The sequence below is a fragment of the Thioclava sp. ES.031 genome (assembly GCF_002563775.1).
In the GTDB taxonomy this organism is placed as follows: Bacteria; Pseudomonadota; Alphaproteobacteria; order Rhodobacterales; family Rhodobacteraceae; genus Thioclava.
Window position 1 is genome coordinate 2658946 of record NZ_PDJO01000001.1, and the last position, 25769, is coordinate 2684714.

Annotated in this window: 23 protein-coding genes; 5 read left to right on the forward strand and 18 right to left on the reverse strand. The window is 66.0% G+C overall.

The annotated features are described in order from the left end of the window. Nucleotides 1-126: 126 nt before the first annotated feature. Entirely contained in the window at nt 127-1299 is a 1173-nt protein-coding gene (locus AXZ77_RS12680) for an acetate/propionate family kinase (RefSeq protein WP_098411419.1), read from the reverse strand. Continuing rightward, complete coding sequence (locus AXZ77_RS12685; RefSeq protein WP_078547606.1) at nt 1296-2684, reverse strand: bifunctional enoyl-CoA hydratase/phosphate acetyltransferase; 1389 nt, start codon at nt 2682-2684, stop codon at nt 1296-1298. The genes AXZ77_RS12680 and AXZ77_RS12685 overlap by 4 nt, the downstream gene beginning before the upstream one ends. Nucleotides 2685-2862: 178 nt before the next feature. Here AXZ77_RS12685 and AXZ77_RS12690 point away from each other — a divergent pair, with 178 nt between their 5' ends. From AXZ77_RS12690 to AXZ77_RS12705, 4 genes are all read left to right on the forward strand, one after another. Beyond that, nucleotides 2863-4239: an FAD-binding oxidoreductase gene (locus AXZ77_RS12690; RefSeq protein ID WP_098411420.1), complete on the forward strand. Its 1377-nt coding sequence runs from the start codon at nt 2863-2865 to the stop codon at nt 4237-4239. After that, entirely contained in the window at nt 4236-4628 is a 393-nt protein-coding gene (locus AXZ77_RS12695) for an SgcJ/EcaC family oxidoreductase (RefSeq protein WP_078542649.1), read from the forward strand. Before AXZ77_RS12690 ends, AXZ77_RS12695 begins: the two co-directional genes overlap by 4 nt. Before the next feature lie 113 nt (nt 4629-4741). Further along, nucleotides 4742-5653 carry a hypothetical protein gene (locus AXZ77_RS12700; RefSeq protein ID WP_098411421.1) on the forward strand — a complete coding sequence of 304 codons (912 nt, stop codon included), beginning with the start codon at nt 4742-4744 and terminating at the stop codon, nt 5651-5653. Nucleotides 5654-5685: 32 nt separating this feature from the next. Continuing rightward, complete coding sequence (locus tag AXZ77_RS12705; protein ID WP_098411422.1) at nt 5686-6510, forward strand: glycosyltransferase domain-containing protein; 825 nt, start codon at nt 5686-5688, stop codon at nt 6508-6510. On the opposite strand, the gene recN is transcribed toward AXZ77_RS12705, so the two are convergent. From recN to AXZ77_RS12785, 16 genes are all read right to left on the reverse strand, one after another. Further along, nucleotides 6507-8156: a DNA repair protein RecN gene (gene recN / locus AXZ77_RS12710; RefSeq protein WP_098411423.1), complete on the reverse strand. Its 1650-nt coding sequence runs from the start codon at nt 8154-8156 to the stop codon at nt 6507-6509. The two genes, AXZ77_RS12705 and recN, sit on opposite strands and share 4 nt — an antisense overlap. Before the next feature lie 21 nt (nt 8157-8177). Continuing rightward, nucleotides 8178-9026, reverse strand: a complete 849-nt coding sequence (locus AXZ77_RS12715) for an outer membrane protein assembly factor BamD (RefSeq protein WP_176536038.1) — start codon at nt 9024-9026, stop codon at nt 8178-8180. 179 nt (nt 9027-9205) lie between these two features. Continuing rightward, complete coding sequence (gene lpxC, locus AXZ77_RS12720; RefSeq protein ID WP_098411425.1) at nt 9206-10126, reverse strand: UDP-3-O-acyl-N-acetylglucosamine deacetylase; 921 nt, start codon at nt 10124-10126, stop codon at nt 9206-9208. A 233-nt stretch (nt 10127-10359) separates the two neighbouring features. After that, the gene (gene ftsZ, locus AXZ77_RS12725) at nt 10360-12054 is read right to left on the reverse strand and encodes a cell division protein FtsZ (RefSeq protein ID WP_098411426.1); all 1695 of its coding nucleotides are present in this window, start codon (nt 12052-12054) and stop codon (nt 10360-10362) included. A 269-nt stretch (nt 12055-12323) separates the two neighbouring features. Further along, nucleotides 12324-13649 (reverse strand): cell division protein FtsA, encoded by a 1326-nt coding sequence (gene ftsA, locus AXZ77_RS12730; RefSeq protein ID WP_078522995.1) that lies wholly within the window; start codon nt 13647-13649, stop codon nt 12324-12326. Next, nucleotides 13646-14611, reverse strand: coding sequence for a cell division protein FtsQ/DivIB (locus AXZ77_RS12735; RefSeq protein WP_098411427.1), 966 nt, complete (start codon nt 14609-14611; stop codon nt 13646-13648). The genes ftsA and AXZ77_RS12735 overlap by 4 nt, the downstream gene beginning before the upstream one ends. Continuing rightward, nucleotides 14599-15513: a D-alanine--D-alanine ligase gene (locus tag AXZ77_RS12740; protein WP_098411428.1), complete on the reverse strand. Its 915-nt coding sequence runs from the start codon at nt 15511-15513 to the stop codon at nt 14599-14601. Before AXZ77_RS12740 ends, AXZ77_RS12735 begins: the two co-directional genes overlap by 13 nt. 66 nt (nt 15514-15579) lie before the next feature. Further along, nucleotides 15580-16512 (reverse strand): UDP-N-acetylmuramate dehydrogenase, encoded by a 933-nt coding sequence (gene murB, locus AXZ77_RS12745; RefSeq protein WP_098411429.1) that lies wholly within the window; start codon nt 16510-16512, stop codon nt 15580-15582. A gap of 48 nt (nt 16513-16560) precedes the next feature. After that, nucleotides 16561-16812, reverse strand: coding sequence for a DUF2484 family protein (locus tag AXZ77_RS12750; protein WP_098411430.1), 252 nt, complete (start codon nt 16810-16812; stop codon nt 16561-16563). Next, nucleotides 16809-17999, reverse strand: coding sequence for an APC family permease (locus AXZ77_RS12755; protein WP_098412547.1), 1191 nt, complete (start codon nt 17997-17999; stop codon nt 16809-16811). The genes AXZ77_RS12750 and AXZ77_RS12755 overlap by 4 nt, the downstream gene beginning before the upstream one ends. A gap of 84 nt (nt 18000-18083) precedes the next feature. Continuing rightward, nucleotides 18084-19493: a UDP-N-acetylmuramate--L-alanine ligase gene (murC, locus tag AXZ77_RS12760; RefSeq protein WP_098411431.1), complete on the reverse strand. Its 1410-nt coding sequence runs from the start codon at nt 19491-19493 to the stop codon at nt 18084-18086. Then, nucleotides 19490-20593, reverse strand: a complete 1104-nt coding sequence (locus AXZ77_RS12765) for a UDP-N-acetylglucosamine--N-acetylmuramyl-(pentapeptide) pyrophosphoryl-undecaprenol N-acetylglucosamine transferase (protein WP_098411432.1) — start codon at nt 20591-20593, stop codon at nt 19490-19492. Before AXZ77_RS12765 ends, murC begins: the two co-directional genes overlap by 4 nt. A gap of 18 nt (nt 20594-20611) precedes the next feature. Then, the gene (locus tag AXZ77_RS12770) at nt 20612-21778 is read right to left on the reverse strand and encodes a putative peptidoglycan glycosyltransferase FtsW (protein WP_098411433.1); all 1167 of its coding nucleotides are present in this window, start codon (nt 21776-21778) and stop codon (nt 20612-20614) included. A gap of 150 nt (nt 21779-21928) precedes the next feature. Then, the gene (locus AXZ77_RS12775; RefSeq protein ID WP_255266495.1) at nt 21929-23167 is read right to left on the reverse strand and encodes an FAD-binding domain-containing protein; all 1239 of its coding nucleotides are present in this window, start codon (nt 23165-23167) and stop codon (nt 21929-21931) included. A 53-nt stretch (nt 23168-23220) separates the two neighbouring features. Next, on the reverse strand, nt 23221-23655 hold the full coding sequence (locus AXZ77_RS12780; RefSeq protein WP_255266496.1) for a cyclophilin-like fold protein: 435 nt from the start codon (nt 23653-23655) through the stop codon (nt 23221-23223). A 107-nt stretch (nt 23656-23762) separates the two neighbouring features. Further along, nucleotides 23763-24962 (reverse strand): NAD(P)-dependent alcohol dehydrogenase, encoded by a 1200-nt coding sequence (locus AXZ77_RS12785; RefSeq protein WP_098411434.1) that lies wholly within the window; start codon nt 24960-24962, stop codon nt 23763-23765. Between the two features lie 243 nt (nt 24963-25205). On the opposite strand from AXZ77_RS12785, the gene AXZ77_RS12790 reads away from it, so the two are divergent. Then, entirely contained in the window at nt 25206-25661 is a 456-nt protein-coding gene (locus AXZ77_RS12790) for a cupin domain-containing protein (RefSeq protein WP_098411435.1), read from the forward strand. Nucleotides 25662-25769 lie beyond the last annotated feature (108 nt).

A 25769-nucleotide genomic window follows, 5' to 3' on the forward strand; every position in this document is an offset into this window, starting at 1 on the left:
TGCGCGGCAAGCCGTCGGATGCCTCCGGCGGGGATATTTCTGCCAAGCCGAAAACAGGGCGCCCTCTTTCGTATTGGCCCAAATATCCCCCGCGGAGCGTCCCGTAGGGGCCGCATGCGCCGTCGCCTACAGGTCGAGCACCGCCTTCGCAGCCCGCGCGATGACTATTTCCTCATTGGTCGGGATCACGAGCACCCGCACCGCGCCCGCCCCGATCTCGCGCGCATTCTCGGCATTGGCCTCGGCGTCGATCTTGACCCCGAGGAAGCCCAGACCGTCGCAGGCCTGCGCGCGCACGCGCGCCGAATTTTCGCCGATCCCGCCGGTGAAGACGATCCCGTCCAAACCGCCCATCGCCGCCGCCATCGCGCCGATCTGACGCTTGATGCGAAAGCAGAAATAGTCGATCGCCTCTTTCGCCTTGGGGTCGCTTGATCCTTCCAGCGTGCGCATATCGTTGGAGATGCCGGACATGCCCAGAAGCCCGGATTCTTTGTAGAGCAGCGTCGAGATCTCGGACGCGCTCATCTCCTCCTGATCCATCATGTAGAGCAGGATGCCGGGATCGAGTTCGCCCGGCCGGGTGCCCATCGGCAGCCCTTCGAGCGCGGAGAACCCCATCGTCGAGGTGACGGACTGGCCGTTCTCGATCGCGCACATCGACGCGCCAGAGCCCAGATGCGCCACGATCATCCGCCCCTTGTGTAGGTCTGGCTCGGCGCGGGTCAGCTCGCCATTGATGAAATCGTAGCTCAGCCCGTGAAAGCCATAGCGGCGCACGCCTTTCTCGTAATAGCGGCGCGGCAGCGCGAAGGTGTCGCTGACGAAGGGATGGCCGCGATGAAAGGCCGTGTCGTAGCAGGCGACCTGCGGTGTGCCGGGGAAGGTATCGACCGCCGCACGCACGCCCGCGAGGTTATGCGGCTGGTGCAGCGGCGCGAAGGGGGCGAGCTTGGCCAGCTCCTTCATCAGCGGTTCGGACAGGGGCTCGGGGGCGGCATGGTCGATCCCGCCATGCACGATCCGGTGGCCGACCGCGATCACCTCGAGGCCTGGAAAGGCCGCCTGAAACGCCGCGAGCGCGGTCTGGAGCGCCGCCGCATTGGTCGCGAAATCGTCCGGGGCCGAGGCGGGCAGCGGCAGCGGCGCGCCGTCCGGGCCGCTGAGTTTCATCGCCGCCTCGCGCCGTCCGATCCGGTCGACATGGCCAAGTGCGAGCGTGTCGAGATCTTCCGAGAACAGCCCCAGTTTCAGCGAGGACGAGCCGGAATTCAGCGTCAGGATCGCGCGGGTGCTCATGCGCGGTCCCCACAGGTGCGGTGGTAGTGGATCGAGGCCACGGCGGCGGAGGCCAGCCGCGCCATCCCGCTATCCGAGCGCGAGTTCAGGATCACCGGCACCTTCGCGCCCAGCATCAGCCCCGCCCCTTCCGCGTGGGAGATATAGGCGAGCTGCTTGGCCAGCATATTCGCGGAATCGATCCCGGGTGCTACCAGCACCTCGGCCCGGCCCGCCACGGCCGAACGGATGCCCTTGGTGCGCGCGGCGGCCAGATCGACGGCATTGTCCATCGCCAGCGGTCCGTCGACCTCGCCCCCGGTGATCTGGCCGCGCTCGGCCATTTTCGACAGAAGCGCCGCATCGAGCGAGGACGGGATCGCGGGCGTCACGGTCTCGACCGCCGACAGCACGCCCACTTTCGGCACCTCGATCCCGATCGAGATCGCCACGTCGATCGCGTTTTGCACGATATGCACCTTGGTCTCGAGATCGGGCGCAATGTTGATCGCGGCATCGGTGACGATCAGCGGATGCACGACGCCGGGCACGTCCATCACGAAGACATGGGTGAAGCGTTTGCCGACCCGCAGTCCCGTCGCCTTGTCGAGCATCGGCTTCAGCAACGCATCGGTGTGCAGATGGCCCTTCATCACCGCGCCGGCGCGCCCCTCGTTGACCAGCTGCACCGCCATGCGGGCGGCATCGCGGGCGGTCTCGGCGGGCAGAATCTCGAACTTGGTCACGTCGCGGCCCAGTTCCTTCGCGACGGACATGATCTTTTCGGGATGGCCGATCAGCAGCGGCTCGATCAGGTGATGTTCGGCGGCGAGGAGCGCACCGTCGAGCGACACCGGCTCTTCGGGGCAGACGACGGCGGTGACCAGATCGGGCAGCGGCTCGGCTTTCTCCAGCAGTTTCTCGAAATGGCGGTGGCGCTGCGAGATCAGGCCCGGCACTTCGAGCGCATCGAATTTCAGGTGTTTCTGCGGGGCATGGACCTCGGCCTCGCCCTCGACGATCAGCGCGTCATCGCCCACGCGGCGCACTTCCGTCTTCATCCGCAGAAGATCGCCGGGCAGCTTTTCGAGCACCTCGACGCGGGCGCAAAGCTCCTGCCCGGCGGCCGCGAGATCGTGGAAGCGCAGGCTTTGCGACCGGTAGAGCGTCCCCGGCCCCGGCAGCAGATTGCCCAGCACGGCGGTGATCAGCGAGGCCACGAACATGCCCGGCGCATAGGCCTCCTTCTGACCGTCGCCATCGCCGTCCTCGGCCTCCAGATGAACCGGGTTGTGATTGCCCGAGGCCGCCGCGAAGACGTAGAAATCGTCGGCCGTGCACAGCCGCTTCAACTCCGCCGATTGACCGACCTCGATCTCGTCCCATTTCCGGCTCTCGAAAATCATTGCGCGCTCCTTCTTCATTGCCTGCCGCGCAAGTCTGCCGGACCTGCGCGCTGCTAGCTAGGCAGAGATTCGCGACAAATCCTTGATCCGAGACAAAAACCGCCGACAAACCGCAGGAACCCTTTCACTCGCGCGCGGCTGAGCCTAAAGCTTGGGCAGCAAAAAATGGGAGGCGTGCATGGCATTGGCAGAGGCGCTGGCGGAACTCGAAACTTTGCTGGGCGACCGGCTCGACACCTCGAAAGGCGCGCGTGACCAGCACGGCCGCAACGAGACATGGTTCGCTTTCGCGCCGCCCGATGCGGTGGCCTATCCGATCAGCGCCGAGGAAGTCAGCGCGATCGTGAAAACCTGCGCCGCCCATGACGTGCCGATCACGCCCTATGGCACGGGCACCTCGCTGGAAGGCCATGCCGTGCCGGTGCGCGGCGGGATCAGCCTCGATCTGATGAAGATGAACCGCGTGCTCGACGTTCTGGCCGAAGATATGCAGGTGCGCGTCCAGCCCGGCGTGACCCGCGAGGCGCTGAACGAGGACCTGCGCGCGACGGGGCTGTTCTTCCCGGTCGATCCGGGCGCGAATGCCTCACTTGGCGGGATGGCCGCGACCCGGGCCTCGGGCACGACGACGGTGGGCTATGGCTCGATGCGCGACAATGTGGCGGCGCTGGAGGTGGTGCTGGCCGACGGTCGCATCATCCGCACCGGCAGCCGCGCGAAGAAATCCTCGGCGGGCTACGATCTGACCGCGCTGATGGTGGGCTCGGAAGGCACGCTCGGGATCATCACCGAGCTGACGCTGCGCCTGCATGGCCAGCCCGAGGCGATCTCGTCTGCGGTCTGTGCCTTCGACACGCTGGAAGCGGCGGTCGAGACGGTGCAGATGACGATCCAGATGGGCATCCCGATGGCCCGGATCGAATTCGTCGACGACCTCACCGCGCAGATTTTCAACGAGGCCAACGGCACCGATTTCCCCGCGAAACCGCATCTGATGATCGAGTTTCACGGATCGGAAAGCGGCGTGGCCGAGGCCTCCGAGCGCTTCGGCGAAGTCGTGGCCGAGATGGGCGGCGCCGATTTCCAATGGGCGACGACGACCGAGGACCGCAACAAGCTGTGGAAGATGCGTCACGGCGCCTACCCCGCCACGATCGCGCATCGCCCCGGCTGCATGGGGCTGGTGACCGATATCTGCGTGCCGATCTCGCGACTGGCGGAGGCCGTGGCCGAGACGAAGCACGACATCCTCGAGGCCGGGCTGATCGGCCCCGTGGTGGGCCATGTCGGCGACGGGAATTTCCACTCGGTCCTGCTGCTCGATCCCGAGGATAAGGACGAGTTCAAACGCGCCAAGCAAGTGGCCGCGAAGATGGCCGAACGCGCGCTGGAGATGCAGGGCACCGTCACCGGCGAGCACGGCATCGGCATGGGCAAGATGAGCTATATGCGTGGCGAGCATGGCGCGGGCTGGGACGTGATGGGCCAGATCAAGCGCGCGCTCGACCCGCAGAACATTCTCAATCCCGGCAAACTGGTGGAGCAGGACGAATGAGCTTCGAGACCCCGGACGCGCTGCCGCGCGCCTTTGCGAAAGCCTGGGGCGCGCGCGACGCGCAGGCGCTTGCGGGCTTCTTCGCGGAAGATGCCGATTTCATCTCGCTCACCGGCGGGATCGCCTCGGGCCGCACCCAGATCGCGGAACTGTTCGCAGGCGAACTCGCCGGCGCCTTCTCGCGCGCGCGGCTGGTGACCGGCAAGGCCAAATCGCGCGCCGTCGGCGCCGAGGCCGCAGTCGTCCTTCAACGCTTCGTCCTGACCGGGATCATCACCGAAAACGGCGCCGATGCGGGCCGGATCGGCTGCACACTGGCCGCAACGCTCGGGCTGACGCCAGCGGGCTGGGAAATCGTCGCCGCGCAATTCGTGGTGGAGGCGGGGTAAGACATCGTATGGCGGCTCCCGACCACTTAACCTATGGTTGAGTCATGGGAGAATTCAGACCAAGAATCGTCTTCGTTTGCAGCGACCGGCACCTCTCGCTGGGCAGCACGTACATGCGCGCCCATCAGCTGATCGAGCTGATCGCGCCCGAGCTTGGCGAAGAGATCGATCTCTCCATTTCCCTCGCGCCACGCAAGTCGAAGCTTTGGGGCAAGATCGCGCGCCGTCTCTGGGCCGCACGCCAACCCAGAGACGCGATCTTCTTCGTCACGAAGAGCGCCCTGCCCGTGCTGCGCCCCGAGGTCGCCGCGATCCTGAAAAAACGCGGCGGGAAGATTTGCGTCGACTATGTCGATGGCGATCTCGACCGACTTCTGTCGCCCGCCGCCGATTTGCATATCGCAAGCTCGTATCAATCCGAGCGTCAACTGCACGACCTCATCGCCGAGCGTAACGCCAACGCCCCGAGCGTGTCACCCAAGGTTCATACGATCCTGCACGGCCCCGATATTCGCCTTGCCAATCAGGCTGTGCGCGCACAGCAGGACACGTTCCGCATGGTCTATTTCGGCGACCCGCTGAACTGCCGGATGAGCGCGGCGCAGCAGGGCGAGATCGACGTGCTCAATGCGGCCCATGCCGAGGATTTCGACGCCACATTCGAGGCGCTTGGAGATTACAGCGCGCATTACTGTGTCCGTCCCGACGCGCAAGGCGGCCGCGTGACGAAGCCATTCACCAAGGGGATGATCGCCGCCGCCTGCGGAGCCGTTCCGCTGGTGAACCGCTCGGTGCCCGACGCGGAAGCGCTGCTTGGTGCGGACTATCCCTATTTCACCGAAGGGGACGACGACGCAGCCGTCGAAGCGGCTTTCCAGAAGATGGCCGCCGAGTTCGGCGGTCCAAACTGGACACAGGCCCTGAGCGCGACGCAGGCGATGGCTGCGCGTGTTTCCGCCCCAGCCATTGCTGAAAGGTTCAGAGAACTAGTGAGAATCCTCATGCCCGACTATCCTCAAGATTAGCTGAACGGTTCTTTCCGGAAGCGGAATACACCATGACGACCGACCCGCAGCCCTCCGATCCGCCTCGGATGGTCGTCTACACGACCATCACCGACAATTACGACCTCCCCATGCCACCGCGTCGGCCCAACCCGGCCTTCGACTACATTTTGCTGTCGAATACGCCGATGCCCAATGCGCGCGGCTGGACCGTCCGGCCGCTTCCCGAGCCCACCCGCGGCCTGCCCTCCTGCGACGCCAACCGGTGGTGCAAGATGTTCGCCCACGAGATTTTCCCCGAATACGCCTATTCGATCTATCTCGACGGCAATATCCGGGTCATCGGCAGGCTCGAGAAGTTGCTCGACGAATTCACCGCCTCGGGTGCCGCGATCGGTCTGTTCAAACACCCGACGCGAGACACGATCAGCGACGAATGCATCGAGCTATGCGACTCCGAGCGCTTTTCGGCTGAGGACAAGGCCGCGATGGTCGCGCAGGTGAAACGCTATAGCGCAGATCTCCCGCCCGAATCCGGCGTCCCGCTCTCCGAGAACAGCATCATCTTCCGCAACCATCGGGCGACTAAACTTCCGGAAGCGATGCGCCTCTGGTGGGAAGAATATCGTCAGAATTCAAAACGCGATCAGCTGTCTCTGCCTTGGGTTTTGCGGCGGGTCGATCTGCCGGTGCATCGCTGGAACTGGTCCTTCCGCGATCCGAACCGGCATTTCATCCGCATGCCGCATTACAGCGGCCGCTCCGGCGGGGCGTTTTCGGTAACGCGGTACTATTTCTCGATGCACCGCAAGACCCTGCGCAATCAGCTACAATGCTGTCAGTCCAAACGCCGTAGAGCGCGCGCGGGCAAGGCTTAACCCTTCAGTAGATCCAGCGCGGCGGCCTTGGCGGCTTCGGTGACTTCGGCGCCTGCGATCATGCGGGCGATTTCGTCGGTGCGCTCGGCTGCGGCGAGCGCGCGGACCTCGGAGGTCGTCATATCGTTGTTGACCGATTTCGCGACGCGGAAATGGGTCGCGCCGCGGGCGGCTACCTGCGGGGAATGGGTGACGACGAGGACCTGCGCGCCCTCGGCCAGCTTGGCCAGACGGCGCCCCACGGCATCGGCGGTGGCCCCGCCCACACCCCGGTCGATCTCATCGAAGATCAGGGTCAGCGTATCGGCGCCGCGCGCGAGCACGACTTTCAGCGCGAGCAGGAAGCGTGACAGCTCGCCGCCCGACGCGATCTTGTTGAGCGGCCCTGCCGGCGCGCCGGGGTTGGTGGCGACGGTGAAGCGCACGGTATCGGTGCCCTCGGCGCCGGGCTCGCCCTCGGAGATCCGCGTCTCGAACACGGCGCGGTCCATCTTCAGCGGCGCCAACTCGCCAGCCATCGCGGCATCGAGCTGCCCCGCGGCCTCTGCGCGCGCCTTCGATAGCGCCGCGGCGGCCTTGTCATAGGTCGCGCCTGCTTTCGCGAGATCGGCTTCGAGCGCGCCAATCCCTTCCTCGCCCGCATCCAGAGCGGCCAGCTTCTCGCGAAGGCCTTCGGCGAAATCGGCCAGGTCATCGGCGAGTACGCCATGCTTGCGCGCAAGGCCACGGATCGCGAACAGCCGTTCCTCGCAGGCCTCCAAGGCATGGGGATCGAAATCGAGCGCATCCAGCGCGGTTTCCACCCCCTGTGCGGCCTCACCCAATTCGAGGAAGGCGCGCTCCAAGGCCTCCAGCGGCGCATCGAGACGTCCCTCGGCCCGGTCCGCAGCGCCCTGCAGCCAGCGATCGGCGTCGCGCATCATCCCCTCCGCCCCTTCCGGGCCGAGGGCGGCAAAGGCGCGCGACACATCCTCGCGGATTTTCGCGGCGCCCTGCATCAGGCGGCGCTGGCTGTCGAGCTCGGCTTCCTCGCCGGGTTTCGGATCGAGCGTGTCGAATTCCTTCACCGCATAGCGCAGGAATTCTTCTTCCTCCTTCACCGCCGCGAGCGAGCTGCGTGCCGCCTCCAGTTTGCGCGCCGCGGCCGCCCGCGCTTTCCACGCCGCGCGGGTGGCCTCCAGCAGATCGGAATGGCCCGCGAAGGCATCGAGCAGCGCCCGGTGCCCGCGTTCGTTGAGCAGACCGCCATCGTCGGATTGGCCGTGCAGTTCCACCAGCGAGGCGGAGACCTGCCGCAGAACGTCGCCCGACGCCCGGCGGTCGTTGATCCACGCGGTCTTGCGGCCGTCGCGCGCATTCACCCGGCGCAGGATCAATTCGTCTGAGACAGGAATGCCAGCTTCGGCCAGCACCTCGCGCGCGGGGTGATCGGAGGGCAGCTCGAACACGGCCGTCACTTCGCCCTGATCGGCGCCCTGACGCACGAGTTCGGCCCGTCCGCGCCAGCCCAGAACGAAGCCCAGACAGTCGAGCAGAATCGACTTACCCGCCCCGGTCTCGCCGGTCAGCACATTGAGGCCGGGGCCGAAGTCCAGCTCCAGCCTCTCGATAATCAGAATGTCGCGGATATCCAGCGAATGCAGCATGTCAGACCATTAGGGCCCCGATCAGAGCCACTTACCCTGAACCACCTGCCGATACACGCTGGACAGCCAACCGTCGCCCTTCGCCTCGGGCTTCAACCCACGCTTTTGCAGCAGGTTGTAAGCGTCCTGATAGAAGGGCGAGGACTGGAAGTTGTGGCCGAGGATCGCGCCTGCGGTCTGCGCCTGATCGGTGATGCCGAGTGCCAGATAGGCCTCCACCAGACGTTCCAGCGCCTCGGGCGTGTGGCTCGTCGTTTGGAATTGCTCCACCACCACGCGGAAGCGGTTGATCGCCGCGGTGTAGTTACCGCGCTTGAGGTAGTAGCGCCCGATCTCCATCTCCTTGCCCGCGAGGTGGTCGAAGGCGAGGTCGAATTTCAGGATCGCCGACTGGGCGTATTCCGAATCCGGGTATTTCTCGATCACGTCGCGCAGCGCCTGCAGCGCCTGGAAGGTCAGGCCCTGATCGCGGCCGACCTCGTCGATCTGATCGTAATAGCTGAGCGCCAGAAGATATTGCGCATAGGCCGCATCTTCGTCGCCCGGATAGGTGTCGAGGAATCGCTGCGCCGAAGCGCGGGCCTCTTCGTAATTCTTCGCCTTATGCTGGGCATAGGCTTCCATGATCAACGCGCGCTTGGCCCATTGCGAATAGGGGTAAAGCCGCTCGACCTCGGAGAAATACTTCAGCGCGGTATTGGGACGGCGCGGATTGCCGACCTCAAGCTCGTACTCGCCGCGCTCGTAGATTTGCTTGGCCGTGAAGTTTTCGAGGTTCGGTGTTTTGTTCGGGTCAGTACCGCAGGCGGAAAGCGCCATTACAAGACCAAGAGCCCCGAGTTTCGCTGCCGCCAGTTTGCCGCGCGCCATGCCCTGCCCCATCCCTCTTTCGTTGCCGGAGAAAGGCCCCGGACCCGTCAATCACTACCCCGTTTCGGAGGCCGTTCGGCATGTCCTAGCATAGAAAAATCCGGGGCGCAAAATGCCTTTGCGGGTTTTGACGCCCCTTTTCCCGATGCCCGCGAACCCGTGACCGGGCCGCGATGCGTTCAGGCCGATGCCAGTGCCTCTGCCGAGCATACACCCGCGCCGGGCAGGCTGTAAGCCTGTGCGGGCGAGCAGGTTTCCCAGCACCACGCATCGGGGCGCTCGAACAGCGCCCGCAGAAGCTGGTTGGTCATCGCATGACCCGCGCGGTTGCCGCGATAGCGTCCGAGGATCGGCGCGCCCGCAAGCGCGAGATCGCCAAGCGCATCGAGCATCTTGTGGCGCACGGGCTCATCCGCATGACGCAGGCCGCCGGGGCTGAGCACCTTGTCGCCATCGACGACCACGGCATTCTCGAACGTGCCGCCGAGGCTGAGCCCCTTCTCGCGCATCGCATCGACATCGGCGAGGCGGCAGAAGGTGCGGCTGTCCATCAGCTCGCGCACGAAAGCGCCATTGGCCATCTTGAGGCGCTTGCTCTGACGACCGATCGCGGCATCGGTGAAGTCGATTGCGAAATCGATCTCGAGGCCCGCGGCAGGTTCGATGCGCGCTACGGCCTGACCGTTACGCACTTCGACCGGTTTGAGGATGCGGATCGCACGCAGTTCAGCGGCAAGCTCACGCAAACCAGCCGCGCGGAACGCCACGACGAACGGGGCCGAAGACCCGTCGAGGATCGGCACTTCCGGCCCGTCGAGCGAGATCAGCGCGTTGTGGATGCCCGAGCCCACGAGAGCCGCCATCAGGTGCTCGATCGTGGAGACCTGAACGCCGTCCTCGTTTTCGATCAGCGTGCAGAGCGTCGCGCTCGGCACGTTGCTCCACAAAGCGGGCACGCGCGGGTTCACGCCCGACACATCGGTGCGACGGAACACGATCCCATGGCCCGCAGGCGCCGGATGCACATGCATCTCGACCGGGGCGCCCGAATGGAGCCCAACGCCGGAAAAGGCCACGGATTTGGCAAGCGTCGTCTGCACGATAACCTCACAACTTTTTTCTCTGGCGATCCACGAACACACGGGTCCGAGAGCCGCAGCATCAGTTAGTCAGAGACGGCGGGGTTAACAATTCACTCTTTGTAACGGCCTGAAACATTGCGTCCGCGATCAGGCGGAACGCCGCGCAAACGCACATAAATCCCTGATTTAGAATAGAAAAAGGCCCGCTCTCGCAGGCCTTTTTCGACGTTTCGTGAAGACTTTGTGAGCGATTAATTCGCCTGACGGCGCAGGAATGCCGGGATCTCGATACGATCCTGATCCTCGGATTGCTCGTCGTCATAGCTTTCGGCGCGCGGCTGAGCGGTCTGCGGACGCTGCTGCGGCGCGGGCTGCTGCGGAGCGGGCTGCTGGGGCGCGTGGCCCTGCTCGGCATGGCCGTGGCCGGTCATGCGATTGATCAGCGAGTTGATGCCAAAGCGCGGACGCTCTGCCTGCGGCTGCGGTTGCGGCTGCTGCGGTGCGGCCGGGCGAGTCGCCGCCATCGGACGCTGCGCGGGCGCGCTCGACGGAGCCTTGTTCACCGCCGCCTCGAGACGACGCAGGGCTTCCGGCGACGGGGTGCCGGGCTGCCGCGGACGCGGTGCGACATAGTCATGCGCGCCGTCTTCGACATGCAGATCCTGCGCGGGCGCGGGCTGCGGACGATAGGCCGGCGGCGGCAGGTCGTCAGCGGCTTCCTGAGCGCGCGGCTGCTCCATCGTGGCGCGGGCTGCGGGCGCGTCGAACAGGGTCCGCTCTTGTGCGGCCTGCTGCGGTTGCGGCGCGGGCTGCGGGGCTGCCTGAGCGGCCGGTGCCTGTTGCGGCGCGGGCTGCGGGGCCGGAGCGGGCTGCGGCGCCGGAGCGGGTGCATGCTCGATGGTGGCCTCGGCTGCGGTTTCCGCGGGCTTCAGCGGCTCGGCGAGCGTGCGGCGCGGCACCGGAACTTCTGCCGGGGTGGCCAGCGCGTCTATACCGGTCGCGACCACGGAGACGCGCATCGCGCCTTCCATTTCGGGGTCCAGCGTCGAGCCGACGATGATGTTGGCATCCGCATCGACCTCTTCGCGAATGCGGTTGGCCGCTTCGTCGAGTTCGAACAGCGTCAGGTCGTAGCCGCCGGTGATGTTGATCAGCACGCCCTTGGCGCCTGCCAGCGAGATCTCGTCGAGGAGCGGGTTCGCGATGGCCTTCTCGGCGGCCTGAACCGCGCGATCTTCGCCCGTCGCCTCGCCGGTGCCCATCATCGCCTTGCCCATCTCGTCCATCACCGCGCGCACGTCGGCGAAGTCGAGGTTGATCAGGCCCGGACGGACCATCAGGTCGGTCACACCCTTCACGCCCTGATACAGAACGTCGTCCGCCATCGAGAAGGCTTCGGTGAAGGTGGTCTTCTCATTGGCCAGACGGAACAGGTTCTGGTTCGGAATGATGATCAGCGTGTCGACGACCTTCTGGAGCTCTTCGAGGCCCTGCTCGGCCTGACGCATCCGCTTGGAGCCTTCGAACTGGAACGGCTTGGTCACGACGCCGACGGTCAGCACGCCCAACTCACGCGCGGCTTGCGCGATGATCGGAGCCGCCCCGGTGCCGGTGCCGCCGCCCATGCCGGCGGTGATGAAGCACATATGCGCGCCGGCGAGATGGTCGACGATCGCCTCGATGCTCTCTTCGGCGGCCGCGGCACCCACGGTGGGACGCGCGCCGGCGCCCAGACCCTCGGTGACCTTGGTGCCCATCTGGACCCGGGCCTGCGACTTGGACTGCTGCAGCGCTTGAGCGTCGGTATTCGCAACCACGAATTCCACGCCCTCGAGCTGCTGCTCGATCATGTTGTTGACCGCGTTCCCGCCCGCGCCCCCGACGCCGAATACGGTGATCCGGGGCTTCAGGTCCTCGTGCTCTGACATCATCAAATTCAACGCCATGTGGTATGTCCGCCTGTTGTTGCTGCCCGACCCTGTCCCAGGCCGATTTCAATGGAAATTAGACCGATTTTAGCGATGAATCGCCGCAGCGTCACGCAAAAAACCGCTTCGGACCACAAAATCTGGAGCTCCAGATTCCGTTACCAGCGGTATTTCGCGCAAGCGTCAGGATATTGTGTGGATGATGCAGTCAGACCGCCGCCGCTACGCGAACTTGAAGTTCGCGCGACAGGCGTCTGAGATCAGTCGATTTTCACTTTTGCAACATTTCACCAATTATCGCGGAACCAGCGGATGGCCCGACGCAGCGAGCGCCCGCCCAGCGTTTCGGGGGGCATCTCGAAATCCCACCACTCGTCTTGCGGATGCGCCGCGAAAAGCGACAGACCCACCACGGAAGAGAAGCCCGACCCGGTCGCGGCCTGCGGCAGACCCTGCACCCGCATCGGCCGTCCGAGCCGCACATTCTGGCCGAGGATTCGCGCAGCCAGCCCGTCGAGACCGGGGATCTGGCTCGCCCCGCCCGTCAGCACGATCTGCTTCGAGGGCAGATGCTCGAAGCCCGCGGCATCGAGGATCGCGCGCACGTCTTCGAGGATCTCTTCGACCCGCGGGCGCATTATTCCGATCAGTTCGGCGCGGCTAACCTGGCGGCGGTCCTTCTCCCAGTCGCCGGAGTCGCCGCCCAGCTCGATCATCTCGCGATCGTCCATGCCGGTGGCGACGACGCCGCCGTGGAAGGTCTTGATCCGCTCGGCCACCGACATCGGCACCCGCAGCCCCGCCGCGATGTCGCGGGTGACATGCTCGCCGCCCAGCCGCACCGCGTCGGCATAGATCATGTGTTTCTTCATGAAGATCGACACGCCGGTCGCGCCGCCGCCCATGTCGATGCAGGCCGCGCCCAGTTCCTGCTCGTCTTCGACGAGGCTGGAGACGCCCGACACATAGGCAGAGCTTGCGATACCCGCGAGTTCGAGATCGCAGCGCCGGATGCAATAGATAAGGTTCTGGATCGCGGTGTCGGAGACGGTCAGCAGATGCATGTCGACCGCGAGGCGCTGCCCCGCATGGCCCCGCGGATCGGCCAGACCCGAGCGGTGATCGAGCGCGAAGTTCACCGGCTGCGCATGCAGCACCTCGCGCCCTGCCCCGAGCGGCGGGATATCGCACGACGCCAGCACGCGGCTCACATCGACCTCGGTGACCTGATCGCCCTGCACTTCGATCTCGCCCGCCAGCCCGTAGGAGCGCGGCTCGGCACCGGCGAAGCAGGCGATGACGTGATCGACGCGGGTATTGGCCATCTTCTGCGCGGCCTGCACGGCGGTCCGGATCGCGCGTTCGGTCTCTGCCATCGCGTCGATTTCGCCGAAGCGCACGCCGCGCGAACGGGTCGTCGCGGCCCCGATCACCCGCACCGAGGCGTGCCCGGCCAGCGAGTCCTCGTCCTCGGACCCGTTGGGATTGTCGAATTTCAGAACGAGGCAGGCGATCTTGGAACTGCCGATATCGAGAAGCGCGATCACGCCCCGTTGCATCGCTGCCTTACGCATGTTGCGCATTGCGCGCTGGAACTCGTAGAGATCGGTCATTGCGTGGCCCTCGCTTTGAGAATGTCAGACTGCACCCGGCGGAATTCGGCGAGCGCGTTATCGCTGAGCCGGATCGTCGGACGGTCCTTGTTTCGAAAATCAATCACGGTGAAATCGCGGGCGAGCAGATCCTCGGCGGTGTTGAGCGCGAGGATGCGGTCGAGTGCGGCGACGGGATCTGTCTCGGGCAGCATGATGCGCTGGTTATGATCGAGCACCATGTCCCAGCGGCGCTCGCCCAGCCGTTCCAGCCCGCGCAGACGCGGCAGAAGCGGACCGGCATCGGCAATGATTTCCAGCGCCTCGGGCACCGCCTTATCCGCGCCCATGCCGGAAATCACCGGCAGGTCGGGGCGCGCTTCGCGGGAAATCAGCGTGGCGACCCGGTGGCCCGACGCATCGAGCATCTCGAGACCCGCAGGTTGGCGCCAGAGGATTGCGGGCACGCGCTCGGTCACGTCGGCCTCGAGCACACCGCCCGGGCGGATCACCAGCCGTGCATCGGCCACCGCATCGAGGCGACGGATCGTGTCGCGATAGGCGTCGAGGTCGATATCGAAGCTGGACGCGGGCAGCCCCACCGGCAGCATCGCGCGCACGGCATGGGCGACCTCGGGGCTGGCGCCTTCGATCTTGAGCAGCTTGACCATGAATTCGGGGCGGTGCTCGATCGCGTCCTTCACATCCTGCACCTGCGCGACGAGATCGGCGCGGCGGCCCGGATCGCCGAGCCATACTCCGAGGCCCGCGACGATCAGAACAATCGGCACACCGATCCGGGTGAAGGCGCGCACCGCAGGCGTGAGCCACAGACGCTCGAGCTTGAAAGCCAGCCGCGAGGGCGCGGGATCGCGACGGGCGGGACGCTTGGAGCGCTGATAGACGCGCGGCCCCCTACCGCCCGAGGGGCCTTGGCGATGCCCGGGGGCCTCGCGCGGCGGGGTCCCGTTCAGCGGCCGCATGAGGCGTCCTCCACCAACCACGCGCAGAGCTCGGGGAAGTCGATGCCGCAATGGGCGGCCTGTTCGGGCGAAAGCGAAGTGGGCGTCATGCCCGGCTGGGTGTTGGTCTCCAGCAGCACCAGACCGGCGAGCCCCCTGCCCTCGTCCCAGCGGAAATCGGTGCGCGAGAGCCCCCGGCAGCCCAGCACCTGATGCGCGCGGACCGCGTAATCGAGGCAGGCTTCGGTGATCTCGACGGGGATTTCGGCGGGCAGAACGTGACGCGAGCCGCCGGGGCGGTATTTCGCGTCATAGTCGTACCAGCCCTCGGTGATGATCTCGGTCACACAGAGCGCGCGATCGCCCATCACGGAAACGGTCAGTTCGCGGCCCGGGGCGTAGGTCTCGACCATCACCTCTTCGGGCATCTCGGCCGACAGTTGCGGCGGCGAGTTCGCCCCGTCCATCACCAGATAGACACCGACCGAAGAGCCCTCGTTATTTGGCTTCACGACATACGGCGCGGGCAGCACATGGCGCGCCATCACGTCGTCCTTGGTCGCGATCACGGATTGCACGATGGGCAGGTTCGCGGCGGCATAGGCCTGCTTGGCGCGCGCCTTGTCCATCGCCAGCGCCGAGGCCAGTACACCGGAATGCGTATAAGGAATGCGGAGCCATTCGAGCATGCCCTGAACGCAGCCATCCTCGCCCCAGCGACCATGCAAAGCATTGAAAACGCAACCGGGCACGGCATCGCTCAGCCGTTGCGGAAGATCCTCTCCCGCGTCGATCTCGATCACTTCGAAACCCGCCGTGCGCAACGCCTTGGCGCATTCGCGCCCCGAGGACAGAGACACCTCCCGCTCAGCAGAAGGGCCGCCCAGAAGAACCGCCACACGGTGGGATGCCCTGCTCGACATACCCGCTACTTTCGCCTCATGCGGGGGTTGGCCCCCGTCCGGTAATTGCGTTGCAGGGTGGAGGTCTTACGCCTCGAATTCTCCTACACGCATGATTTCCCACTCTAGCGAAATTCCGCTCGATTGCACAACCTTTTTGCGCACCTCTTCCCCGAGATTTTCGAGATCGGCCGCGGTCGCCCCGCCAGTGTTGATCATAAAGTTGCTGTGTTTTTCCGACATTTGCGCGCCGCCGATGCGCGCGCCGCGCATTCCGGCATCGTCGATGACCTTCCACGCCTTCAACTCATGCGTGTCATCGGCCCGCCCCGTCGAAGAGAAACCGGCAGGGTTGCGGAAGGTCGATCCGGCGGTGCGCTCCTTGGTGGGCTGGGTCGCGTCGCGCTTGGCGAGCTGATCGGCCATCTGCGCCTCGAGCGCCTCCGGCTCGCCCGCCTCCGCGCGGAAAGTCGCGCCGATCAGCACCCAGCCTTCGGGCAGGTCGCTCTGACGGTAGGCGAAGTTCAGATCCCCGGGCGTGAGCGTGACCCGCTCCCCTGCCCGCGTGATCGCGCGCGCTTCGATCAGGTGATCGGCGACATAGGTGCCGTAGCAGCCCGCGTTCATCCGCACCGCCCCGCCGATCGCGCCGGGAATGGTGCGCAGGAAGGTCAGATCGAGCCCCGCCTGCGCCGCCTTGCGCGCGACATGGGCGTCGAGCGCCGCGGCGCCTGCGGTGACCGTGTCGCCCTCGCAGGCGATGCCGTTGAAGCCCCGCCCCATCCGGATCACCACCGCCCGCAGACCACCGTCGCGCACGATCAGGTTCGAGCCTACGCCCATCGGGAAGACCGCGATCTCCTCGGGCAGCCCTTTGAGGAACTCTGCAAGGTCCTCCTCGTCGGCAGGCTGGAACAGCCAGTCCGCCGGGCCGCCCACGCGCAGCCAGGTCAGCGAGTCGAGCGGACGGTTCGGCGTCAGCGCGCCGCGCGGGGTATAGGTCGAAGGGCAATCTGTCATGGCCGATGACGTAGCCTCGCGCGCGCGGCGAGGCAAGCGCTGCCTATCTCATTCGGCGGTGTCGCGCGTGCCGCGCAGCGCACGGACAAGGAAAATGACCGGCCAGCGCAGCACAGACATGCCACCCGCCAGAACCAGCAGCCCCCAGATCGGGCCGTTCTGAAACGTCACCCAGCCCACCAGCGGCACGCCCACCGCGATCAACCCCCAGGCGCCCGGCCAATGGAACCGCCTCGGCCCCATCGCGATCAGCGTGGCGACGAGCGCCCAGACACAGGCGAGAACGAGCGAGACGGTCATGAGAAACCTCCCAGGGCTGCGATCAGGGCCGCTCCGGCGACCAATGCGCCCACCACCGGCACCGCCATCGGCACCTTGAACGGCGCATAGTCGGACCGGCTTTTCAGCGCGGCGAGAGACAAGTTAACGAGAAGGAAGACGCCCAGAAGCACCTTCGACGTGATGCCGGCCAATTGCTCGACCGGAGCGGCGAGCGCAAGTGCAATCATCGCCATACCGCAAAGAAGAGTCGCGAGGACCGGCGTGCCGAAGCGCGGATGCGCCTGATGGAAGACCGACAGCGCAGGGCTGCGGCGGCCGAGACCGAACAGCACGCGCGCCGCCATCACCACCTGCGCCAAGACCCCGTTCAACGCCGCCGCCACCGCGATCGCGGCGAGGATGCCCGGCCCGTGCCCCGCCGATTGCCAGACCAGCGCCAGCGGCTGCTCGGAGCGGGCAAGGTCGGCCAGCGGCACCGCGCGCACGGCAGCGTAGCTTACGGTCAGATAGAGAACGGCGGTGATCGCAAGCGCGGCGAGGATCGCGCGCGGCATGTCGCGGATCGGGTCGCGCATCTCCTCGGACATGTTCACCATGTCCTCGAAGCCGATGAAGGCGAAGAAAGCGAGCGACGCGGCGGCCGCGATCCCGGCCCAATGCGGCGCGGGCAGCGGCGTGAGATCGGTGCTCGGATCGGCGGAGACCCCCGCCCAGATCACCAGCGCGAGCCCGACCACCTCGACCAGCGTCAGCGCCACGGCGAGCCCCACGGATTCCAGCACGCCGAGGCACGCCACGCCGATCAGCACCAGCCCGAAGGCGATCATCACGCCCTCGACCGGCAGCGGCACCAGCAGCGTCAAATAGCCCGCCCCACCACGCAGCACCGCCGCAGCCGACACCGTCCCCGCAACCACGATGCCAAGCCCCACGATCAGAGCCAGCGCGTGGCTGCGCAGCCCTTCCTCGACAAAGGCGGCCTCTCCAGCGGCTTCGGGGATGCGCGAGGACAGTTCGGCATAGGAGAGCGCCGACGGCGCCGCGATCAGCCCCGCCAGCACGAAAGCCAGCGGCGCCCAGATCCCGGCCTGCGCGGCGACCGCGCCGACCAGCACATAGATGCCCGCACCGACCATGACGCCGACCCCGTAGCCGGTCATCAGCCACGGACCCAATCGGCGTTTCAGATGCGTCTCGTCACGCATGACGCGGCCCTTCTTGCCCACATAAGACGACGTGGCAGCGCCGCAAACTTTCTTGATGTCGTGCCGGGTCACCCCGGCGCCTGCTCAGCCCCCCAGCTTCGCAGGCAGGTTGTTCGCCCAGGTCGAGATCGTCCCCGCCCCGAGGCAGACGACGATATCGCCGGGACGCGCCTGTTCACGCACCAGCCGAGCCAGATCATCCTCCGACAAAATGGCACGAGCATGACGGTGACCATGCGCGATCAGCCCGGCGACCAGATCGTCGCGCGTCGCCCCTTCGATCGGCTCCTCGCCCGCCGAGAAGACCTCGGCGATGGCGACCACATCGGCCTCGTTGAAACAGGTGCAGAAATCGTCGAACAGCGAATGCAGACGCGAATAGCGGTGCGGCTGGTGGACCGCGATCACCCGCGCACCGGGCTTCACCGCCTGACGCGCGGCTTTCAGCACGGCGGCGATCTCGACCGGGTGGTGGCCGTAATCGTCGATGAGCGTGACCCCGCCCAGCACGTCGCCGACCTTGGTGAAGCGCCGGTTGACGCCGCCGAAGCTCGCCAAAGCCTCCTTGATCTCGCCCATCTTCATCCCGAGGTGACGCGCCACCGCGACGGCGGCCAGCGCGTTCGAGACGTTATGATCGCCCGGCATCGGCAGGGTGCAGCCCTCGATCACCGGTTTGCCCTCTTCGCCCTGCAGCGCGATGTCGAAATGCGCGACGCCAGCATCGTAGTGCAGGTTGATCGCACGAATATCGGCCTGCGCGTTGAAGCCGAAGGTCACGACGCGGCGGTCATTGAGTTTGCCGACCAGCGTCTGCACTTCCGGGTGATCGGTGCAGCAGACAGCCAACCCGTAGAACGGGATATTCGAGACGAAATCGTAAAACCCTTTGCGCAGCGCATCGAAAGAGCCCCAATGCTCCATATGCTCGGGGTCGATATTGGTGACGATGGCGATGGTCGCGGGCAGACGGTTGAACGAGCCGTCGCTCTCGTCGGCCTCGACCACCATCCACTCGCCCGCGCCTGCGCGCGCGTTCGAGCCATAGGCGTGGATGATCCCGCCATTGATCACGGTCGGATCGAAATTGCCCTTGTCCAGAAGCGTCGCGACCATCGTCGTGGTCGTCGTCTTGCCGTGGGTGCCGCCGATCGCGATGTTCGATTTCAGGCGCATCAACTCGGCCAGCATCTCGGCGCGGCGCACGACCGGAAGACCGCGGCGGCGCGCCTCTTCCAGCTCGGGATTGCCCGGCTTGATCGCGGTGGAGATCACCACGACGCCCGCCTCACCGATATTCTCGGCGCGCTGGCCCTCGAAGATGGTCGCGCCCAGCTTCGCCAGACGGTCGGTGATCTTGGAGGATTTCGCATCCGAGCCCTGAACCGTGAAGCCTTGCGTCATCAGCACTTCGGCGATGCCAGACATGCCGATCCCGCCGATACCGACGAAATGGATGGGGCCGAGTTCTCCGGGCAGTTTGGTCGCGTTCATTTGGTCTTTCCTGCTAGGTCTTCGACGAGGGCGACGAGCCGCTCGGTGGCGTCCGGCACCCCGTAGGAGAGGGCGGCGCGCGACATCTGCAGCGCACCCTCGGGGTTGTCCAGCACCAGTGAAATTTGCTCCGCGAGGCTCTCGGTCGAAAGCTGGCTCTCGGGGATGGTGATCGCGCCGCCGGTCTTGGCCAGACCGCGCGCATTGGCCGCCTGGTGATCGCCCGCGGCGGCGGCATAGGGGATCAGGATCGCGGGACGGCCGATGACGGAGATATCCGCGACCGAGGACGCACCGGCGCGCGAAATCACCAGCTGGCATTCGCTGAGACGGCGCGGCACGTCGTTGAAGAAGGGTTCGACCTCGGCGCTGATGCCCGCCGCGTCATAGGCGGCCACGACCCGGTCGAGATCTTCGGGGCGCGCCTGATGGGAGACGCGCAGGTTGGCGCGGGCGGCTTGCGGAAGGCTCGCCATCGCCGCCGGCACCGTGTCCGAGAGGATGCGCGCGCCCTGAGAGCCGCCGATCACGAGGACCGACATCGGGTAATCGCCCGGCGGGATATAGGCCGCGCCCGCCCGCTCCAGCACGGCAGCCCGCACTGGGTTGCCCGTATGCTCGCCCTGCACCCCCTCGGGCAGATCGGTCGGCCAGGTGCCGCAGGCGAAGCGGTTCACCTTCTTGGCGAAGACGCGGTTGACCTTGCCCATGATGCCGTTCTGTTCGTGAATGGCACGGGGGATGCCCAGCACCACCGCCGAGGACAGCGCCGGGATCGTCGGATAGCCGCCGAAGCCCACCACCACCGTCGGCTTGTCCGACAGGTTCTTGCGGATCGCGGAGGCCACGCCGCCCGCGATCTTGAACGGCACGCCAAGTTTCCCGAGCGCGCCGCCGCGTGCGAATGTCGCCGAGGCGATCTGCTCCACCGTCACCGTATGGGGAAAGCCGCCCGCGTAGCGCGCCCCGCGCGCATCCGTGGACAGCTTGACGCGCCAGCCCCGGCGCACCATCGCCTCGGCCAGCGCCTGTGCGGGGAACATATGCCCGCCGGTGCCGCCAGCGGCGATCAGCAGTAGCGGGGTCGTGTCCTTGGCCATGTCCCCCTCCTGAGGGTTTTAGCGACCGCGACGGGCGAGAATATCCGAAATCTGTCCCTGCGGCCGGGTCCGAGTCAGCGCGAGCAACATACCCACCGCAATCCCCGAAGCAATGACCGAAGAGCCCCCGTAGCTGACGAACGGCAAAGTCATGCCTTTCGCGGGCAGAAGGCGCACCGCGACGCCCATATTGATGATCGCCTGAACGCCGAAGGCGCAGGCCAGACCCGCGCCTGCGAGTCGGGTGAAGGGATCGCGCTCGCGCATCAGGCGCAGCAGCGACCGGATCACGACCGTCGCATAAAGCGCGATGATGACCAGAACGAGGATCAGGCCGTATTCTTCGGCCGCGACGGCGATGATGAAGTCGGTATGCGCATCGGGCAGCGACCATTTCACCGAGCCCTGCCCCACGCCGACGCCGAAGAACCCGCCCTCTTGAATGGCGTTCGTCGCGTAGCCGATCTGGGTGCGCGGATCGACATCCGTCGACAGGAAGCCGTTGATCCGGCGCGCGAAGTGTTCCGAAAAGTTATAGGCGAAGAAGCCGCCCGCCACGGTCAGCGCCCCGATCCCCGTGAGCAGCGCAATCGGTGCGCCCGAGATGAAATACATCACCGACCAGGCGAACAGCACCAGCGAGGCCTGCCCGAAATCGGGCTGCAGCGCGAGCGCCACCACGATGATGACCATCAGCAGGAAGGAATAGAGCCGCCCCTTGGGCCCACCGACGTCATGGGCTGCGGCCATGAACCAGCCGGAGATGATGACGAAACCGGGCTTGAGGAATTCGGACGGCTGGATCGAGGCGAAGCCGAAGGAATACCACCGCACCGCGCCCTTGCCGAAATCGGTGCCCAGCACCGGCAGCAGCATCACCGCGACGAAGGCGCCGACGAAGCCGATCACGCCCAGCCTGCGCACCTGTTTCGGGTCGAGCATCGAGATGCCCAGCATCACGCCCAGCGCCACCACCCCGAAGAAGGCCTGTCGCTTGACGTAATAGAAGGGCTCAAGGCCGTTGCGCTCTGCCAGCGGCACCGAGGCTGCGAGCCCCAGCAACATTCCAAGGCCGAACAACGCCAAAACGGCGCCGAGCGCCCATTTGTCGATCGTGCGCCACCATTTCGGTAGGACGGGTTCACCGGCCCGCACGGGGACGGTGCCGAATGCCATTTCTGTCATGGGCTATACTGCCGTTACTGCCTCGAATACGCCCGTTTTCCGGGTCTGATCGGAATCGTAGCCCAAAAGCTTTGAGATGACTAGGAAAATTCCGAAGATGCGCGATCACTCGGCGATGATCGGCAAGGGCGCGCGCAATTCCCCCTGCCCTCAGGCCAGGCCGAGCTCTGCAAGGATTTGGGGGAGTTTCTTTTTGACCTTGAAGAACCCGGCCGTGGCATGGGGCCAGATCACGCGATCCCACTCCCGCGTCAGCTCGCACAGCGCGATGTCGAACCCGCCCAGCGCCGCCTCCGCACTCTCGCGCCAATCGCCGAGCGGTCCGACCGGAATGTAGGGCGTCACGAGTTGCCGCACGCCGAGGCTTCGCGCCCATTCGACCAGCACTGACGGATCACCGGCGTTCAGGCGTTGCACGTCCGGCACCCCGGCGCGCTCAGCAGCATCGGCGAGCGCGTCGCGTTCGAACCGCGGGACATGCGGCGCCACCTTGCGCGGCGAGCGCAGGTGGCTGGCGCTGAGGGTCGCGGCCCCACGCAGATCGAACGCGCTCAGATCGAAATCCTCGATGCGACAATCTTCCTCGGTGATCAGAAGCGCCGTGGGCAATCCCGGCTGCGGGGCGCGCGGCGCGCGCAATGGCGTGACCGGGGGCAGCCCCTCGGGTTCTTCCGCCTCCAGCCCCGCGCTCACCTTCGCCAATTGCGCGGGATCGGGCGCGAACCGCCCTCCGGTATAGCGCGCGATATTTCCGGCCTCGGCGGCGTAGAACTTGCCCCGCGTATGCAGCCCCGCGACCCAGCGCCAGCTGAGCGTATTCGAGGCCGGATCACCGTCGAGCAGATTGCGATAGAAGAAATCCGCCCCGATCCGCCACGGCAAGCGCAGGGTGAAAATCCAGATCGAGGCGAACCACATCCGGGCGTGATTGTGCAGATAGCCGGTCTCGCGCAGCTCACACGCCCACGCGTCGAAACAGGCGATCCCGCTGCGCCCCGCCTCGGCCTCGGCCACGCGCGCGGCCAGATCGGGCGCATCGTCGAGCGCGGCGAGGTCTTGCGCCAACCCGTCCCGATAGCGCGCCCAGACCTCAGGGCGATGCTCCAGCCAGCCCTTGAAATAGCCCCGCCAGAGCACCTCCTGCACGAATTTCTCCGCAGCCTCCGGCCCATGCGCCTGATACGCCCGCGCCACCGCCTCACGCTCGAGCACAAGACGCCGCCGCAGATAGGGCGACAGTTGCGAGACCGCCGAGTGCCGCCCCGCCCCGTGATCGAAATTGCGCCCCTGCGCGTAATCCGCACCCGTCTTCGGGGCGAACCGCGTCAGACGGTCCTCGCCAGCCGCGCGGGTGGCGGCTGGTATTCGCAAAGGCTCGGCGGCGGTCACGGCATCTCCTTCCGGGTCAGGCTACCGATCTACGCCGCGAGGGCCGTATGCGATCACTCCGCGCGCTCGAACCGAACCGTCGGATTGCTCATCAGCGCCTCGAGCGACCCGTCGAACGCGCCCAGCCGCACGAGGCCCGGCGAGTTGGCGAAAGGTTTGTAGAAGATCGCGAGATTGCCCCACGGCGCATAAAGCGTGATGTCGCCCGTCTTCGGCTCGTAGGCGCGCGGCGCGCCGGTGGTGTCGAGCTTGCGCGGCAGATCGGCGATCTTCTCGATGCCGTGGTAGTCGCGCAGGGTCAGCTCCAGCGGCATGAGCGCCGCGAAATCGCGCCCTGCAGGGGTGTCGTCGAGCGTGGCGGTCAGAACCGTCTCGCCCGCGGTCACGGTGATCGGGATCATGCTGTCTCCTTTCGTCTCCTGAGCGCAGGCCATGCTGGCGGCGACGCATAGCGCCGCGACGGGTGTCAGAAACTTCGTGAAGCTCATGGCCGATGCCCTCCTGCTGGTGGAGACAAATCTAAGCGCGATTGCGCGGGAGGATTACCCCCCCGCGCAATACTGCCACAGATGAGCGGCGCTCATCAGTCGCCTTTTCAGGCCTTGGTCATGTCGATCACATAGCGATAGCGCGCCTGCTTGTTCACGACCTTCTCGCAGGCTTCGCCGATCTGATCGGGGGTGATCATCTCGTAGGTGGCCGCGACCCCGTGATGCGCGGCGAAGTCAATCACGCGCTGGGTTTCGGCAATGCCGCCCGTCATCGAGCCCGCGAGGCTCTGACGTCCGAAGCCCATCATCATCCCCTGCGCCCCTTCGATCGGGAACAGCGCGCCGACATTGACCAGCGTCTTGTCGAGCTTGAGCAGGTTCAGGAATTGCTGCATCGGATAGGCCACCGGAACCGTCGAGAGCATCAGATCGAAACTGCCCATCTGGCTCCGCATCGCGGCCTCGTCGGACCAGAGATAGGCCTCGGCGGCGCCGAAAGCCTTGGCGTCGGCGATCTTGTCCTCGGAGGTGGTGAAGACGACGACCTCGGCCCCTTTCGCCGCCGCCAGCTTCACCGCGAGATGGCCCAGACCGCCCATGCCGATCACGCCGTAGCGCTGGCCGGGCTGCAGATCCCAGTGGTTGATCGGCGAGAAAGTGGTAATCCCAGCACAAAGCAGCGGCGCGAACCCGGCCAGATCGACCCCCGGCGGGATGCGCAGCGCGAAGTCTTCCTTCACGACGATCTTCTTGGAATAGCCGCCATAGGTCACCCCGCCCGAGATCTTGTCCTCGGAATTATAGGTGAAGGTCGTGCCGTTGAGGCAGTTCTGCTCGCGGTCGGCCAGGCAATTGGCGCAGGTGCCGCAGCTGTCGACCATCGTGCCGACCCCGGCGATATCCCCCTCGCGGAACTTGGTGACCTCAGCGCCGATGCCGACGACCCGGCCGACCATCTCGTGACCGGGCACGAGCGGGAACTGCGGCATCCCCCAGTCGCCCTTGTAGGTATGGATGTCCGAGTGGCAGATCGAGCTATACATGATCTCGACCACGACATCCTTCGGGCCAGCCGCACGGCGCGGGATCGTATGGGGCGCGAAACTGCCCTCCGTGTCGAAGGCCGCCCAAGCCTGCACCTCGGAGGCTTCGAGCGATGCGCCGGCCTCTTGCGCGGCCGCTTGCGTGGCGACGCTCGCCGCCAAAGGGGCAGCGGCCAGCGCGGCGCCGCTGCGCAGGAAATTGCGGCGGCTCTCGCCATCGCGGGTCAGGGTTTGGAACGTGTCATTGCAGGATTGGCACATCTCGGGCCTCCTTTTTCGGGAACTGACGAAGAGCGCCGGAACAAGGGTGGCGCCTGTCTTCCAACATGCCGCGAAACGCGCCGCAGATAATCACCGCTTTGCGCACAGCATCCATGAATCCTGCTCATGAGGCTTTCCGGCTTTTGCGGCATTAACCCCGCGCCTGCGGTCCTTACCTCAATGAAAGCGAGGCCAGGGAGATCACGGCCTTGCCATTGAAACGCAATCCAAGGGAGACCCCTGATGATCCGCACCTTCACGACGCTCGCCGTCCTTCTCGCCGCCCCCGCCGCCGTCGCGCAGTCGATGGAACTGACCCCGGCGGAGAGCCGTGCGGCCACGATCGGCAGCTCTGATACCTTCACCGGCACCGCGCTCGTCGCCCCCGTCTTCGGCCCTGACATGGGCGATGTGAGCGCGGGCGAAGTGACCTTCCTTCCCGGCGCGCGCTCGGCCTGGCACACCCATCCGGCGGGCCAGAAGCTCGTCGTGACGGCAGGCTCCGGCTGGGTGCAGGAACGCGGCCAGCCCAAGCAGCTGATGCAGGCGGGCGACGTGATCTGGTGCCCGCCCGGCATCGAGCATTGGCATGGCGCGACCGACACGACCCATGTGACGCATTTCGCGATCCAGCAGGTGGTGGATGGCTCCGCCGTAACCTGGGGCGAGAAGGTGAGCGACGCGGATTATCTGGAGTGACGTCGCCTGACCCACGGCTGAATAATCCGTGGACGTCATGAACCACGCGCATATATCGTGAGGGAGACCCGCCCGATGGCGACACCAACATTTAGCGAGGCCTCCCTC